The 15,799-nt window shown below is 65.9% G+C and carries 9 protein-coding genes; all 9 read left to right on the top strand.

From position 1 onward, the window contains the following. The first annotated feature begins 32 nt into the window (after nucleotides 1-32). Nucleotides 33-1,250, top strand: coding sequence for a YeeE/YedE family protein (locus tag CSQ95_RS21215; protein ID WP_099410998.1), 1,218 nt, complete (start codon nucleotides 33-35; stop codon nucleotides 1,248-1,250). Between the two features lie 47 nt (nucleotides 1,251-1,297). Beyond that, on the top strand, nucleotides 1,298-1,936 hold the full coding sequence (locus CSQ95_RS21210; protein ID WP_099410939.1) for an SMI1/KNR4 family protein: 639 nt from the start codon (nucleotides 1,298-1,300) through the stop codon (nucleotides 1,934-1,936). A 101-nt stretch (nucleotides 1,937-2,037) separates the two neighbouring features. Then, on the top strand, nucleotides 2,038-3,516 hold the full coding sequence (locus tag CSQ95_RS21205) for a sodium:solute symporter (protein ID WP_099410938.1): 1,479 nt from the start codon (nucleotides 2,038-2,040) through the stop codon (nucleotides 3,514-3,516). A gap of 75 nt (nucleotides 3,517-3,591) precedes the next feature. Further along, nucleotides 3,592-5,466, top strand: a complete 1,875-nt coding sequence (sppA, locus tag CSQ95_RS21200) for a signal peptide peptidase SppA (protein ID WP_099410937.1) — start codon at nucleotides 3,592-3,594, stop codon at nucleotides 5,464-5,466. A 77-nt stretch (nucleotides 5,467-5,543) separates the two neighbouring features. Then, a complete protein-coding gene (locus CSQ95_RS21195; protein WP_257218137.1) occupies nucleotides 5,544-6,095 on the top strand; it encodes a GNAT family N-acetyltransferase in 552 nt (183 codons plus the stop codon). 436 nt (nucleotides 6,096-6,531) lie between these two features. Then, nucleotides 6,532-7,893 carry an efflux RND transporter periplasmic adaptor subunit gene (locus CSQ95_RS21190; RefSeq protein WP_099410935.1) on the top strand — a complete coding sequence of 454 codons (1,362 nt, stop codon included), beginning with the start codon at nucleotides 6,532-6,534 and terminating at the stop codon, nucleotides 7,891-7,893. After that, nucleotides 7,890-11,009, top strand: a complete 3,120-nt coding sequence (locus tag CSQ95_RS21185) for an efflux RND transporter permease subunit (RefSeq protein WP_099410934.1) — start codon at nucleotides 7,890-7,892, stop codon at nucleotides 11,007-11,009. Before CSQ95_RS21190 ends, CSQ95_RS21185 begins: the two co-directional genes overlap by 4 nt. Then, nucleotides 11,006-14,260 (top strand): efflux RND transporter permease subunit, encoded by a 3,255-nt coding sequence (locus CSQ95_RS21180; protein WP_099410933.1) that lies wholly within the window; start codon nucleotides 11,006-11,008, stop codon nucleotides 14,258-14,260. The genes CSQ95_RS21185 and CSQ95_RS21180 overlap by 4 nt, the downstream gene beginning before the upstream one ends. Beyond that, the gene (locus tag CSQ95_RS21175; protein ID WP_180279122.1) at nucleotides 14,257-15,678 is read left to right on the top strand and encodes an efflux transporter outer membrane subunit; all 1,422 of its coding nucleotides are present in this window, start codon (nucleotides 14,257-14,259) and stop codon (nucleotides 15,676-15,678) included. Before CSQ95_RS21180 ends, CSQ95_RS21175 begins: the two co-directional genes overlap by 4 nt. The last annotated feature ends 121 nt before the right edge of the window (nucleotides 15,679-15,799 follow it).

Here is a 15,799-nt window from a genome sequence, read left to right as displayed (position 1 = left end):
TGGTGTTTCCCTTTCTCTCGCCCATACTCCCCATGTCCGATACCGCAATGTCACCGCTGCGCCTGCGCGCCGCCATCAACCCGAAACCGCTGGGCGTCGCCCTGTTGCTCATCGTGCTCGGCGCCTGGTACCTGGCGCTGACGGTGGGCGCCACCCAGTCCGCGCTGTACGTCGTGGGCGCCTTGCTCGGCATCACTTTGTATCACGCGGCCTTCGGTTTTACGTCCGCCTGGCGCGTCTTCATTGCCGACGGCCGCGGCGACGGCTTGCGCGCGCAAATGCTGATGCTGGCCGTGGGCGTGGCGCTGTTCTTCCCCGCGCTGTCGGCCGGCACCCTGTTCGGCACGCCCGTCGCCGGCCTCGTGTCTCCCGCCGGCACCTCGGTGATCTTCGGCGCCTTCATCTTCGGCATCGGCATGCAGCTGGGCGGCGGCTGCGCCTCCGGCACGCTGTACACGGTGGGCGGGGGCAGCACGCGCATGCTCATCACGCTGGCCGCCTTCATCGTCGGCTCCGTCATCGGTACGGCGCACATGCCGTTCTGGACGGCGTTGCCGCAACTTCAACCCATTTCCCTCGTCACGACCCTGGGCCTGGTACCCGCGCTGGCGCTGAACTGGATCGTCTTCGCGCTGATCGCCGGCATCACGGTCTTCGTTGAAAAGCGCCGTCATGGCAAGCTCGTCGCGACGCCCCTGCGCCCGTCGCAGGCGTCGCCGTGGCTGCACGGCCCCTGGCCGCTGGTGGCGGGCGCCATCGCGCTCGTCGTGCTCAATTTCATCACTCTGGCGCTGTCGGGCCGTCCATGGGGCGTGACGTCCGCGTTCGCCCTGTGGGGCGCGAAAGCGGCATCCGTGATCGGCATCGATACTGCCAGCTGGGCCTACTGGTCGACCAAGGCCAACGCGGCCGCGCTGGCCGCGCCGCTGACGCAAGACAAGACTTCCGTGATGGACATCGGCATCGTGCTGGGCGCCATGCTGGCGGCGGCCCTGGCCGGCCGCTACGCGCCCGTGTGGCGCATCCCGCGCCGCTCGATCATCGCCGCCGTCGTTGGCGGCTTGCTGCTCGGCTATGGCGCGCGCCTGGCCTACGGCTGCAACATCGGCGCGTATTTCAGCGGCATCATCTCGGGCAGCCTGCACGGTTGGCTGTGGCTGGTCTGCGCCTTCCTGGGCAATGTCATCGGCACGCGTTTGCGCCCGTGGTTCGGCCTGGAAGTGGAGAAAGTCAAACCGAGCGGCTGCTGAGTTATCCACCGTCAATGACCGTACCGAAAACTAATGGAGCAATGTGCATGGATGTCGAGTACCAGGCGTTTTTACACGCGTTTCCCCCGGCGCAGCGCGTGAGCGCCGATGCCGGCAAGCTGGCTGCCTTTACGGCGCACGTACTGGGCGTGGCCTTGCCCGACGACCTCGCGGCATTTCTGCGGCAGGTGGGCGGCGGCTATTTCGGCCGCAACGATCTGTACTTTTTTGGTGACGGCGCAACGCCGGCGCCGCGCGATTGCCTGCAGGAGTGGAACCGTCAAGATTTCTGGACGGAGATTTTCCCGTGCCCGGCAGAGGGCGGTCCCGTGTTCTTTGCCGAAACCTGCTTTGGCGATCAGCTCGGCTACCGCCACGATGGCGACAGCGTGCTCTATTTGCTGTTCGCCATCGATACCTTCGAATCGTTCGTGCTTGCGCATAGCGCACAGGAACTGTTCGCACAGGTGCTGACCGAGCGCTTTGCCCTGGTCGATGCGCGTCGCCTGCAGGCCGTCGAAAGCCAGCTTGGCCCATTGCGCCAGGGCATGCATTATGCGCCGCTGGTGAGCCCGCTGCTGGACGGCAGCGGCGCGGCAGACAACTTCTGCCAGGAAACGCCGAATGTGCACTTCAGAACGGCGCTGGCCGCGCTGCATGCCGCGCGGCGTGCCTCGGGCGGCTAGTGTGGCGGCTGGCTGGGGGGGGCGCTTTTAGCCGCCTCCAGCAACGGGCGCGGCAATCCGGTGTATATTGCCGCCCACCTTAGCTCAGTACCGTATCTGCCATGTCCCCAGCGATCCTGTTTGCCGTCGTCCTCGCGTATTTCCTGATCCTGCTGGGCGTGGCGTGGCGCACCTCGCGCCATGCCACCAACGACAGTTTTTTCATCGGCAACAAGGACAGCAACTGGATGCTGGTGGCCTTCGGCATGGTCGGCACCACGCTTACGGGCGTCACCTTCATCAGCGTGCCCGGCGCCGTGGGCAGCAACGGTTTCGGCTACATCCAGCTGATGATCGGCTATGTGCTCGGCTACCTGGCGATCACGTTTATTTTGCTGCCGCTGTATTACCGGCTGCAGCTCACTTCCATTTACCGCTACCTGGAAGTGCGCCTGGGCCGGCGCTCCTACCAGAGCGGGGCGGCGTTTTTCATCGTCTCGCGCCTGCTGGGCGCCACGGCGCGGCTGTATCTGGTGGTCAATATCCTGCAGGCAACAATACTCGACAGCCTGGGCGTGCCGTTCTGGTTGACGTCGTGCGTCGTGCTGCTGCTGATCCTGCTGTACACGTACGAGGGCGGCGTGAAAACCATCGTCTGGACCGATACCCTGCAAACGGCGTGCATGCTGGCCGGCCTCGTCATCTGCAGCGTGTTTTTGCTGCGAGAGATGGACTTGTCCCTCATCGACAGCCTCGAACGCATGCGCGCGCAAGGCCTCACGCGCATGTTCACTACCGACCCGGACAGCCCCGCCTACGTGTGGAAGCACATTCTTGCCGGCATGTTCATCACGATTGCCATGACGGGCATGGACCAGGAAATGATGCAAAAGAACATTTCCGTGCGCACCTTGCGCGATTCGCAAAAGAACATGCTGAGCCTGACCGTGGTGCTGACCGGCGTGCTGCTGCTGTTCCTCTTCCTCGGCGGCTTGCTGCACCTGTACGCGCCGCTGGCCGGCGTGACGGCGACAGGCGATAAACTGTTCCCCGCCGTCGTGCTGGGGCATTTCCCCGCCGTGGTGCAGCTGATTTTTTTCATCGCCCTCATTTCCGCCCTGTTTCCCAGCGTGGATGGGGCATTGACGGCGCTGACGTCCACCTTTTGCATCGATATTTTGGGCGTGCAGCGCAGGCAGGATTTGAGCGCGGCCGCGCAGATGCGCTGGCGCCGCCGTGTGCACCTGGGGTTCGCCGCCCTGTTCCTGATCCTGATCATGGCCTTCAAATGGCTGGATGACCCCAGCATGATAGGCGTGATCCTGAAGCTGGCCAGCTATACTTATGGTCCGCTGCTGGGTCTGTTCGCCTTCGGCCTGCTGAGCCGGCGCGGCGTACGCGACCGCTGGGTGCCGCTGGTGGCCGTGGCCGGGCCGCTGCTGTGCGCGCTGATCGAAGGGGAGCAGGCGCGGCTGTTCGAGCATTACCGCATCGGCCTGGAACTGCTGATCCTGAACGGCGCCCTGGTACTCGCTGGCCTGTTCCTCATTTCCACGCCGCCAGGGCAGGGCGGCCAGGACCCGCAATACTTGTCAAAATAAGACGAATCCCAAGGCGATCGAGGCCATTTTCAGCTATATTGATTTCCTTTAGGTACATAACCTCACGGAGCATCGATGTCACTCAACCCCTTCCCGCCGCTACGCCGCGGCTTTGGCGCATTCTGGCGCGCGCTGGACGCCACCCGCCGCGCGGTCATCAACCTGATTTTCCTGCTGATCGTCATCGCCATCCTGATCGCCATCTTTGGCGGCGGCGCCAAGCCCCTGGCGGACAAGACCACCCTGGTACTCGACTTGCAAGGCCCGCTGGTCGAGGAAACCCCGGGCGGCGTGCGCGAAGCCGTGCTGGCCAATGTCAGCGGCGAAGTCAAGAAAAGCGTGCAGCTGCGCGACGTGCTGGCCGTGCTCGACACGGCCGGCAAGGACAAGAACATCGGTTCCATGGTGATCCTGCTCGACGAATTGCAGGGCGGCGGCCTGGCGTCGCTGCGCGAAGTGGCGGCCGGCGTGGAACGCTTCCGCGCCACGGGCAAGAAAGTCACGGCCTGGGGTTCGAGCTACAACCAGCGCCAGTACCTGGTGGCGGCGAAGGCCGACGAGGTATTCCTGCACCCGATGGGCGGCGTCATGCTGGAAGGCTTTGGCCGCTACCGCAATTACTACCGCGACGCGCTCGACAAGGTGGGCGTGACGGTCAACCTGCTGAAGGTCGGTACGTATAAAAGCGCGGCCGAGCCTTTCATCGCCAACGGCCCGTCCGAAGCGGCGGCTGAAGCGGACCGCTACCTGAACAACGGCCTGTGGACCACCTACACGACGGATGTGGAAAAGGCGCGCAAGCTGCCGGCCGGCGCGATCATGCAAACGATCGACAACCTGCCAGCCTTGATGACGGCTGCCGGTGGCGACATTGCCAAGCTGTCGCTCAATGGAAAACTGGTCGACGGCCTGAAAACGCGCGATGAGCTGCGCCAGTTCATGATGGCGCGCGGCGCCAAGAACACGGAAGGCACGAACTTCCGCCAGGTGAACTACACCGATTACCTGGCGCGTCTGCGCCCCGTGCACATCGGCGACGCCGTCGGCGTGGTCATCGCCTCGGGCGAAATCGGCGACGGCATCGCGCCGCCGGGCGCCATCGGCGGCCTGTCCACCTCGCGCCTGATCCGCCAGGCGCGCGAAGACAAGTCGATCAAGGCCGTCGTGCTGCGCGTCGATTCGCCGGGCGGCAGCGCCTTCGGCTCGGAACTGATCCGCCGCGAACTGGAACTGACGCGCGCCGCCGGCAAGCCGGTGGTCGTCTCGATGGGCAACGTGGCCGCTTCGGGCGGCTACTGGATCAGCACCTCGTCCGATGAAGTGATCGCCGACGCGGCCACCATCACGGGTTCCATCGGCGTGTTCGCGATCCTGCCGACGGCCGACAAGGTGGTGGAAAAGCTGGGTATCCACACGGCCGGCTCGCCGACCACGTGGCTGGCCGACGCGGGCAACCCCTTGCGCCCGCTCGATCCCCGCTTCGCCGAAGTGATCCAGGGCTCGATCAACCACGTGTATGGCGACTTCCTGAGCCTGGCCGCCAAGGCGCGCAAGACGACGCCGGAAAAGATCGATGCAGTGGCGCAGGGCCGCGTCTGGACCGGCTTGCAGGCGAAAGAGCGCAACCTGGTCGACCGCATCGGCAGCTATGGCGATGCGCTGGCATCGGCAGCCAAGCGCGCCAATCTGGGCGCCGACTACCGCGTGACCTATCTGGAACAGGAAACGTCGAACGTCGACCGCCTGATCGGCATGTTCGGCTCCAAGGCCATGGCCTCGCTGGGGCTGGGCGAGCACGTGAAACTGGGCCTGGCCGGCACGGGCTTGCCGGCCGATGCGGCGCTGGGCATGGCGCAGGACCTCTCCTGGCTGTCGGGCATCACGCGCGAGCGCAAACCGTTCATGGCGCTTACGCACTGCCTGTGCGAGGTGCCTTTGGGCGGCAAGTAAGGTCAGGCCTTACACGGCAATATAGATGACATCCCCAAGCCGGCTTCGCCCGGCTTGTTTTCCTTGAGGAGCAGACTATGGCAAGCGACATGAGCGGCGATACGGATAGCGCGATCGCCATCCGACCTTGCGTGAAAGGCGATGAACAGGCGCTGGCGCTGGTGGGTCAGGCCACCTTCCTGGAAGCGTTCGCCGGCATCCTCGATGGCGCCGACGTCATCGCCCATTGCCAGCGCCAGCATGACGCGCAGTTGTACCGCGACTGGCTGGCGCTGCCGGCCATGCGTTCATGGCTGGCCGAGGCTACGCCGGGCGGCGCACCCGTGGGTTATCTGGTGCTCAGTCCCGCCGGCCTGCCGGTGGCGGACCCGCGTCCGGACGACGTGGAAATCAAGCGCATCTACCTGCTGCACCGCTTCCAGGGCCAGCGCGTGGGCCAGCGCCTGATGCAGGCGGCGCTGAGCCAAGCGCGCGCCGGCGGGGCAGGGCGCGTGCTGCTGGGCGTGTATGCGGAAAACCACGACGCGCTGGCGTTCTATGCGCGCTGCGGCTTTGCCCAGGTGGGCCGGCGCACCTTCCGCGTGGGCCGCACCGACTACCAGGATGTCATCCTCGGCATGACCTTGTAAATCCAGGTAAAGAATCGCCGCCGTCTGTGACCACTTGATCCCCGCGCGGCGTCAGGTCACGGCGGCTGGCGGGAGATTTGTAGCGAGTTTGTATCTGCATGCGAGTCGCCCGCGTCTGGCGCACGCCGGGCGATGACGCCCCGCAAGCCTGATTTTTCCACCGTTACCCCACAGGGTCGGCCCGCCTGCCGGCCCGCTTGGTCCTCCCATGCCTGCCAGGCTGTGTGTAATTGTTTCAAGTAGAAATGAAACAGTTACATGACTATGCTAGAGTCGTTTCACGCTGGGGAGCGATGTTTTTTCAGCTGATTTTCAGCTCTTGATTCCCCAGCTGTGTACCGAAACAACCCCGAAAAACGGTCGTCCGGCCTGAGTGTGTTCCACCTCGGCCGGCGCCACAGAATCGCCGTGCCAGCGGCCACTACAAGGATAAGCGATGGATTCGCAGACAACACCCCATACCCCGCGGCGCAGCCGCCGTTCGAAAATCGTCGGCACGGTCATCGCGCTGGCCGTGATGGCGGCGCTGGGGGGCGGTGCCTGGTACCTGACCCATTCCGGCGCCAGCGCCCAGGGTGGTGCCGGCGGTCCCGGTGGCCCGGGCGGACCCGGCGGGCCTGGCGGACGCCGCGGCGCTCCCTCGACCACCGTCGGCGTGGCCACGGCCGTCAAGTCCGACCTGCCCGTGGTGCTCGATGCGCTGGGCACGGTGACGGCCGCATCCACCGTGACGGTGCGCCCGCAAGTGTCGGGCATTTTGAAGGAATTGAAATTCAAGGAAGGCGGCATGGTCAAGGCGGGCCAGGTGGTGGCGCAGATCGATCCGGCCCAGTTCGAGATGGCGCTGATGCAGGCCACGGGCCAGCGCCAGCGCGATGAAGCGCAGCTGGAAAACGCGCGCTTGACCCTGAAACGCTATCAAACCCTGCTGGGCCAGGATTCCATCGCGCGCCAGGACGTCGACACGCAGGCCGCCCTGGTCAAGCAGCTGGAAGGCACCGTCATGACGGACCGCGCTGCCGAAGGCACGGCCAGGCTGAACCTCGGCTACACCAAGGTGGTGTCGCCGATCAGCGGCCGCGCGGGCCTGAAGGTGGTCGATATCGGCAACCTGGTCAGCACCAGCGACGCGGGCGGCGTGGTGGTCGTGACGCAGCTCTCGCCCATCGACGTGGAATTCTCCGTGCCGCAGGATAAGGTGCAGACCATCCAGGAACGCCTGAATGGCGGTTCGGCCCTGGCGGCGCTGGCGCTGGACCGCACGCGCACGCATACCCTGGACAAGGGCAGCCTGACGGCGCTCGACAACCAGGTCGACGTGCAGACGGGCACCGTGCGCGCCAAGGCCCGCTACACGAACGACAAGATGGCGCTGTTCCCCAGCCAGTTCGTCAACGTGCGGCTGGAACTGGGCAACATCACGGGCGCCGTGCTGGTGCCCGTCACGGCCCTGCGTCACAGTAACAACGGCGACTTCGTGTATGTGCTCAAGGCCGACAAGACCGTCACCGTGCGCATGGTCACGCGGGGCCAGGCCACTACCGACATGGTGGAAATCCGCGCCGGCCTGGAAGCGGGCGAGCAAGTCATCACGGAAGGCGCCGACCGCCTGAAGGAAGGCGCAAAAGTCACGCTGGCGGGCGACAAGCCGGCCATGGGCGGCGCAGGTGCTGCCGGCGCGAACGGCGAACGCCGCCACCGCCGCCAGCATGCTGACGGCGCGGCCAGCGCTTCGGCGTCCGCCTCCGCTCCCGCCAGTGCGCCGGCGACCGCTCCGGCGAAGGGCGCAGCGCAATGAGTCCATCGACGCCGTTCATCAAGCGCCCCGTCGCCACGGCGCTGCTGATGCTGGCCATCGTGCTGGCGGGGCTGGTCGGCTTCAAGTTCCTGCCGCTGGCCGCCTTGCCGCAGGTGGACTTCCCCACCATCCAGGTGCAGACCCTGTACCCGGGCGCGAGTCCCGAAGTCATGGGGCAGACGGTGACGGCGCCGCTGGAGCGCCAGTTCGGGCAGATGTCGGGTCTACAGCGCATGAGTTCCACCAGCGCGGCCGGCGTTTCCCTCATCACCCTGCAATTCACCCTGGGCCAGACCCTGGACGTGGCCGAGCAGGAAGTGCAGGCCGCCATCAACGCGGGCGGCTCCTTGCTGCCCACCGATTTGCCGGCGCCGCCCGTGTACGCGAAGATCAACCCGGCCGACGCGCCCGTGCTGACCCTGGCGATCACCTCGGACACGATGCCGCTGACGCAGGTGCAAAACATCGTCAACACGCGCCTGGCGCTGAAGATCAGCCAGGTCAACGGCGTGGGCCTCGTTTCGCTGTCGGGCGGCCAGCGTCCCGCCGTGCGCATCCAGGGCGACACCAAGTTGCTGGCTTCCTACGGCCTGGGCCTCGACAGCCTGCGCACGGCCATCGCGGCGGCCAACGTCAACAGTGCCAAGGGCAGTTTCGACGGTCCCACGCGCTCGTTTACCATCAACGCCAACGACCAGCTGGTGACGGCGGAAGACTACAAGCGCCTGATCATCACGTATAAAAACGGCGCGCCCGTGCGCCTGGCTGACGTGGCCAATGTCGTCGACAGTGCGGAAAACACGCGCCTCGGTGCCTGGTCGGGCAAGCAGCCGGCCATCATCCTGAACGTGCAGCGCCAGCCCGGCGCCAACGTCATCAAGACGGTGGACGCCATCAAGGCGCTGCTGCCCGACCTGCAGGCCAGCCTGCCGGCGGCCATGAAGCTCGACGTGCTGAGCGACCGCACGACGGGCATCCGCGCTTCCGTCGAACACGTGGAAATGGAACTGCTGTTGTCCGTGCTGCTGGTGGTGCTGGTGATCTTCGCCTTCCTGCACAGCATGCGCGCCACCGTGATCGCCAGCCTGTCCGTGCCGATTTCGCTGATCGGCGCCTGCGGCGTCATGTATCTGCTCGGCTATAGCCTGAACAACCTGTCGCTGATGGCCTTGACCATCGCCACGGGCTTTGTCGTCGACGACGCCATCGTCATGATCGAAAACATCGCCCGCTACATCGAGGAGGGCGAAACGCCGATGGCCGCCGCGCTGAAGGGCGCGTCGCAGATCGGCTTTACCATCATCTCGCTGACGGTCTCGCTGATCGCCGTGCTGATTCCCCTGCTGTTCATGGGCGACGTGGTGGGCCGATTGTTCCGCGAATTTGCCATGACCCTGGCCATCACCATCTTGATTTCCGCCGTGGTGTCGCTCACCCTGGTGCCGATGATGTCGGCGCGCTGGCTGAAAAGCCACGCCGATGAAAAAATCAGCGCCACGGGCCAGCGCATCCAGGCGTTCCTCGACCGCGTGATCGTGCAGTACGACCATGCGCTCGTGTGGGTGCTGAAGCGCCAGGGCCTGACCCTGCTCGTCGCCCTGGCCACCTTGCTGCTGACCGTCATCCTGTACATCACGATTCCGAAAGGCCTGTTCCCCACGCAGGACACGGGCCAGCTGCAGGCGCGCATCGAAACCTCGCAAGCCGTCTCGTACGAGCGCATGGCCACCTTGCAGCAGGCGGCTGCCAGCGCGCTGCTGGAAGACCCCGCTGTCGATACCTTGAGTTCCCTCGTCGGCGTCGATGCGGCCAACAATACCATGCTGCATACGGGTAGCATGCTGATCAATCTCAAGCGTCCGCGCACTGGCACCCAGGACGAGATCATGGAACGCCTGCGCAACCGCGTGGCCAAGGTGGCCGGCGTGACCCTGTATCTGCAGCCGACGCAGGATCTGACCATCGATGCGGAATCGGGGCCGACGCAGTACCGCGTCTCGCTCGAAGGGGCCGATACGGCCACCGTCACCGAATGGGCCGGCAAGCTGGCCGCCCGCATGCGCGAGCAATCGCAGCTGCGCAACGTCGTCACGGATGCGGGCGCCACGGGCGCCGCCGTGACGGTCGCCATCGACCGCGACAGCGCCGCGCGCATGTCCGTCACCACGGCCACCGTCGACGACGCCTTATATAACGCCTTCGGCCAGCGCATCATTTCGACGATTTTCACGGAAACCAACCAGTACCGCGTGATCCTCGAAGCGCAGCCGGGCATCGTCACGACGCCGTCCGACCTGTCGGACCTGCAGGTGCGCACGGGTTCCGGCAAGTCGACGCCGCTGTCCGCCTTTGCCAGCGTCAGCGAAAAACAGGCGCCGCTGCAGATCACGCACGTGGCGCAGTATCCGGCCACGACGCTCGGCTTTGATACGACGCAAGGCGTGGCGCTGGGCAGCGCCGTCGACGCCATCCGCCAGGCGGCGAAAGACATCGCCTTGCCGCCATCGGTGACATTGACCTTCCTCGGCGCGGCCGGCGCGTATGAAAACTCGCTGTCGAACCAGCTGTGGCTCATTCTGGCCGCCGTCGTCTGCGTGTACATCGTGCTGGGCGTGCTGTACGAAAGCTACATCCACCCGCTGACGATCCTGTCGACCCTGCCGTCGGCCGGCGTGGGCGCCCTGCTGGCGCTGATGATCTCGGGGCAGGACCTGGGCGTGATCGGCATCATCGGCATCATCCTGCTGATCGGCATCGTCAAGAAGAACGCCATCATGATGATCGACTTCGCCATCGAGGCCGAGCGCGACGAGGGGAAAAGTCCGCAGGAAGCCATCCACCAGGCGGCGCTGCTGCGCTTCCGCCCGATCCTGATGACGACCCTGGCGGCCCTGTTCGCGGCCGTGCCGCTGATGCTGGGCTGGGGCGAAGGCGCCGAGTTGCGCCGTCCGCTGGGCCTGGCCATCTTCGGCGGCCTGATCGTCAGCCAGGTGCTGACCCTGTTTACCACGCCCGTCATCTACCTGGGCTTCGACCGCCTGGGCCAGCGCTTTGCGCGCAAGACGCCCGGGGTGAAGCTGGACAAGCCGGCCGATAACGCGGGGAGCGCCGCGTGAACCTGTCCGAACCGTTCGTCAAGCGTCCCATCGCCACCGTGCTGCTGACCATCGGCATCGCGCTGGCGGGCATCGGCGCCTTCTTCGTGCTGCCCGTCTCGCCGCTGCCGCAGGTCGATTATCCGACCATTTCCGTCAGCGCCAGCCTGCCCGGCGCCAGCCCCGCGACCATGGCCACGTCGGTGGCCACGCCGCTGGAACGGCGCCTGGGCGTGATCTCGGGCGTGAACGAGATGACGTCGTCGTCGGGCACGGGCTCGGCGCGCATCAATTTGCAGTTCGACTTGAACCGCAAGATCGATTCGGCCGCGCGCGAAGTGCAGGCGGCCATTGCCGCCGCGCGCGTGGACTTGCCGGCCACCTTGCGCAGCAATCCCACCTATCGCAAGGCCAATCCGTCCGACGCGCCCGTGATCATCCTGGCGCTGACGTCGAAGACGCGCACGCCGGGCCAGATCTACGATGCCGTGTCGAACCTGGTGCAGCAAAAGGTGGCGCAAGTCAAAGGCGTGGGCGACGTGGAACTGGGCGGCGGTTCGCTGCCCGCCGTGCGCGTGGAACTGCTGCCGTACCAGCTCAATCACTACAGCTTGTCGATGGAGGACGTGCGCGCGGCCATCCAGGCCAGCAACGCAAACCGCCCCAAGGGAGCCATTTCCGGCGACGAGCGCAGCCTGCAGATCTATTCGGGCGCGGCGACGGCTTCGGGCGGACGCAGCGCGGCCGACTACCGCAGCCTGGTCGTGGCCTGGCGCGATGGCGCCGCCATCCGCCTCGACGACGTGGCCGACGTGGTCGACGGCGTGGAAAACACGAATACCCTGGGCCTGTTCAATGGCGACCCGGCCGTCATCGTGCTGATCACGCGCCAGCCCGGCGCCAACGTCATCGCCACGGTGGACGGCGTGCGCGCGCTGCTGCCGCAACTGCAGGCGCAGCTGCCGGGCGACATCAAGCTGCAGGTGGCGTCCGACAGCACCAACTCCATCCGCTCGTCGCTGCACGAAATCGAATTCACCTTGATCCTGTCCATCGTGCTCGTCGTGCTGGTGGTCAGCGCCTTTTTGCGCAGCGTGCGCGCCACCATCATCCCGGCCGTGGCCACCATCGTTTCCCTGCTGGGCACCTTCGGCGTGATGTACATGCTGGGTTTCAGCCTGAATAACCTTTCCTTGATGGCGCTCACGGTGGCCACGGGCTTTGTCGTCGATGACGCCATCGTGGTGCTGGAAAATACGCAGCGCCACATCGAGGCCGGCATGGACCGTTTCAAGGCGGCCCTGCTGGGCGCGCGCGAAGTGGGTTTTACCGTGCTGTCGATCAGCCTGTCGCTGGTGGCCGTCTTCATCCCGCTGCTGTTCATGGGCGGGCAGGTGGGGCGGCTGTTCCGCGAATTCGCCGTGACCCTGTCGGCCGCCGTGATGATTTCGCTCGTCATCTCGCTGACCACCACGCCGATGATGTGCGCCTGGCTGCTGAAAAGCGGGCAGCAGCACCAGCCGCCAGGCAGAGTGGCGCGCTGGTTCGAGCGCGGTTTCGAGCGCATGCTCAAAGTCTACGAGCACTGCCTGGACTGGGCGCTGTCGAGCGCCGCGCTGGTGATGACGATCCTCGTCTTCGTCGTCGGCCTGAATGTGTACCTGTTCGCGGCCGCGCCCAAGGGCTTTTTCCCGCAGCAGGACACGGGCCAGATCAATGGCGGCATGCGCGCCGACCAGAGCATCTCGTTCCAGGCCATGCAGAGTAAATTGCGCCAGCTGGTCGACATCATCAAGGACGACCCGGCCGTCGCCACCGTCGTGGGGTTTACGGGCGGCGGACGGGCAGGGGGCGGCTTCATGTTCATCGACCTGAAACCCGCGTCGCAGCGCACGGACAAGGGGCAAGCCGTGATCGCCCGCCTGCGTCCGCAACTGGCCAAGGTGACGGGCATTTCGCTGTTCCTCAACCCCGTACAGGATTTGCGCATGGGCGGGCGATCGAGCAATTCCACGTACCAGTACACCCTGATCAGCGACAACCAGGCGGACCTGAAGAAGTGGGCGGCGAAGCTGGCCGACCAGATGAAGCTGCAGCCGGCCCTGATCGACGTCGACACGGATCAGGCGGAAAACGGCGTGGAAACGTTTGTCAGCATCGACAAGGACCGCGCCACGCAACTGGGTGTGCAGGTGAAGGATATCGACAATGCGCTGTACAACAGCTTCGGCCAGCGCCAGGTGGCGACCATCTACGATGAGCTGAACCAGTACCACGTGATCATGGAAGTGGCGCCGCGCTACGCGCAAAGCCCGGAAGCGTTGCGCTCCGTGTATGTGCCGGCGTCGAATGCGGCAGCCGTCGCCGCCACCGGAACGACGGCCGCCAGCGCCGCCGCGTCCAGCACCAGCGTGGCCGCGACGACGTCGAATACGACGGCGGCGCGCGACCCGTCCAGCGGCTCGGCCCTGAGCACCACCCTGGCGAAGATGGTGCCGCTGTCCTCGTTCAGCAGCTTCGCGGAAAGCTCGACGGCCACGTCCATCAACCACCAGGGCGGCGAACTGGCCACCACCGTGTCGTTCAACCTGGCCGACGGCTATCCGCTCAGCGACGGGCAGGCGGCCGTGGCCCAGGCGGAGTCGGAAATCGGCATGCCGGTGAACGTGCACGGCAGCTTCCAGGGCTCGGCCAAGAGCGCGCAGGACAGCAACAAGGAGCAGCCGCTCTTGATCCTGGCGGCCATCGTGGTGATCTACATCGTGCTGGGCATCCTGTACGAAAGCCTGATCCACCCCGTCACCGTGCTGTCGACCTTGCCCTCGGCGGGGGTGGGCGCCGTGCTGGCGCTGCTGCTGTTCCGCATGGAGTTTTCCATCATCGCCCTGATCGGCGTGTTCCTGTTGATCGGTATCGTCAAGAAAAATGCTATATTGATCATCGACTTCGCGCTGGAGGCCGAGCGTTCGCGCGGACTGACAGCGGTGGAAGCGGTGCGCGAGGCATGTTTGCTGCGTTTCCGCCCCATTCTGATGACCACCCTGGCGGCGGCGCTTGGCGCCTTGCCGCTGGCGATCGGTTTCGGCGAGGGGTCAGAGCTACGCCAGCCCTTGGGGGTCGCCATCATCGGCGGCCTGATTGCCAGCCAGTTACTCACATTGCTGACCACCCCGGTGGTCTACATCCTGCTCGACAAGCTGCGCACGCGCAGCGCCGACGAGCAGCAATTGAGCCGCATTCCTGGGCCAGATAACCCGAGCACACAATCATGAAGCAAGTAAAACCTATTTCCTCCGCCGTCCCCGCACGCCGCCTGCTGGCTTTGGCCGCGGCAGTTCTCCTTGCCGGCTGCGCCGTCAGCCCCGCGTATGAAACGCCGACGGCCGCCGCGCCGCAAGCGTTCAAGGAGGCGGCTGGCTGGCAGCCCGCCGCGCCGGCCGACACCCTGGAGCGGGGGCCGTGGTGGACCCTGTTCGGCGACGCGCAGCTGAACCAGCTGGCCGAAGGCATCGACATATCGAACCAGAACGTGGCGGCCGCCATCGCTTCCTACGAGCAGGCGCGCGCGCTGGTGCGCGAACAGCGCGCCTCGCTGTTCCCCACCGTGAACCTGACGGGCAGCGGCGCCCGTTCCGGTGGCGGCGGCGAGCAGCAGACGAACAACAACTTCAAGGCCGCCATCGGCGCGTCGTGGGAACCGGACGTGTGGGGCAAGCTGCGCGCCGGCGTGACGGGGGCCGATGCCAGCGCCAGCGCCAGCGCGGCCGACCTGGCCGCCGCGCGCCTGTCGGCGCAGGGCGAGCTGGCCACCAATTACTTTTCGCTGCGCCAGAGCGATGCGCAGATCGCGCTGCTGAATGCCACCATCGATGGCTACAAGCGCGTGCTCGAGATCACCGGCAACCGTTTTAACTCGGGCATCGCCGCCAAGTCCGACCTGCTGCAGGCGCAGACGCAGCTGGCCAATGCGCAGATCGACCTGTCGAGTCAGACGCGCGCCCGCGCCCAGCTCGAACACGCGATCGCCATTCTCTTGGGCCGCGCGCCGTCCGACTTCAGCCTGGCCGTGGCGCCGTGGACCCTGACCGTGCCCGAGGTGCCGCTGGGCGTGCCATCGACCCTGCTGCAGCGCCGTCCCGACATCGCCGCCGCCGAGCGCAGGGTGGCCGTGGCCAATGAGCAGATCGGCATCGCCCGCTCGGCCTACTATCCGAGCCTGAACCTGACGGGTTCCTACGGTTCCGGCGCCAGCAAGGTGGGCGACCTGTTCAACGCTTCAAGCAGCTTGTGGTCGCTGGGTGTGTCGGCCGCGCAAACGCTGTTCAACGCGGGCGCCACCACGGCCAGCGTGGACGCGGCCAAGGCGGGCCATGAGGCGGCCGTGGCGCGCTACCGCCAGACGGTGCTCAGTGCTTTCGGCGCCGTGGAAGACCAGTTGTCGGCCACGCGCGCGCTGGCCGAGCAGCTGGCCTTGCGCCAGCAGGCGTCGTCGGCCGCCGACCAGGTCGAACAGCAGATGCTGAACCGCTACAACGCGGGCCAGGTCGGCTACACGGACGTGGTGACGGCGCAAGTGACGGCCCTGTCGGCGCGCCGTTCGCTGGTGCAGGCCCAGGCGGATCGCCAGACGACGGCCGTGGCCCTGATCCAGTCGCTGGGCGGCGGCTGGCACGTGCCGCAGGCGCAGTAAGGGGACAGGCTGGCGCAGGCCGAAAAACCTGCGCCAAATTCGCGTTTTCCTGCCCATCTTGAGTGCTAGAATGCAAGATTATCAATTCCCAGCCTGACGGTTTGGCCGTGGCTGCTATCTT

The organism is Janthinobacterium sp. BJB304 (assembly GCF_002735765.1).
Lineage (GTDB): Bacteria > Pseudomonadota > Gammaproteobacteria > Burkholderiales > Burkholderiaceae_D > Janthinobacterium.
This window is presented reverse-complemented; position numbering and strand designations above follow the sequence as displayed.

What these genes read in the sequence shown, in the direction of transcription:
- CSQ95_RS21175 (WP_180279122.1), top strand. Translation starts at nt 14,257, where the DNA reads ATGAAGCAAGTAAAACCTATTTCCTCCGCCGTCCCCGCACGCCGCCTG.
- CSQ95_RS21205 (WP_099410938.1), top strand. Translation starts at nt 2,038, where the DNA reads ATGTCCCCAGCGATCCTGTTTGCCGTCGTCCTCGCGTATTTCCTGATC.
- CSQ95_RS21185 (WP_099410934.1), top strand. Translation starts at nt 7,890, where the DNA reads ATGAGTCCATCGACGCCGTTCATCAAGCGCCCCGTCGCCACGGCGCTG.
- sppA (WP_099410937.1), top strand. Translation starts at nt 3,592, where the DNA reads ATGTCACTCAACCCCTTCCCGCCGCTACGCCGCGGCTTTGGCGCATTC.
- CSQ95_RS21195 (WP_257218137.1), top strand. Translation starts at nt 5,544, where the DNA reads ATGGCAAGCGACATGAGCGGCGATACGGATAGCGCGATCGCCATCCGA.
- CSQ95_RS21210 (WP_099410939.1), top strand. Translation starts at nt 1,298, where the DNA reads ATGGATGTCGAGTACCAGGCGTTTTTACACGCGTTTCCCCCGGCGCAG.
- CSQ95_RS21190 (WP_099410935.1), top strand. Translation starts at nt 6,532, where the DNA reads ATGGATTCGCAGACAACACCCCATACCCCGCGGCGCAGCCGCCGTTCG.
- CSQ95_RS21215 (WP_099410998.1), top strand. Translation starts at nt 33, where the DNA reads ATGTCCGATACCGCAATGTCACCGCTGCGCCTGCGCGCCGCCATCAAC.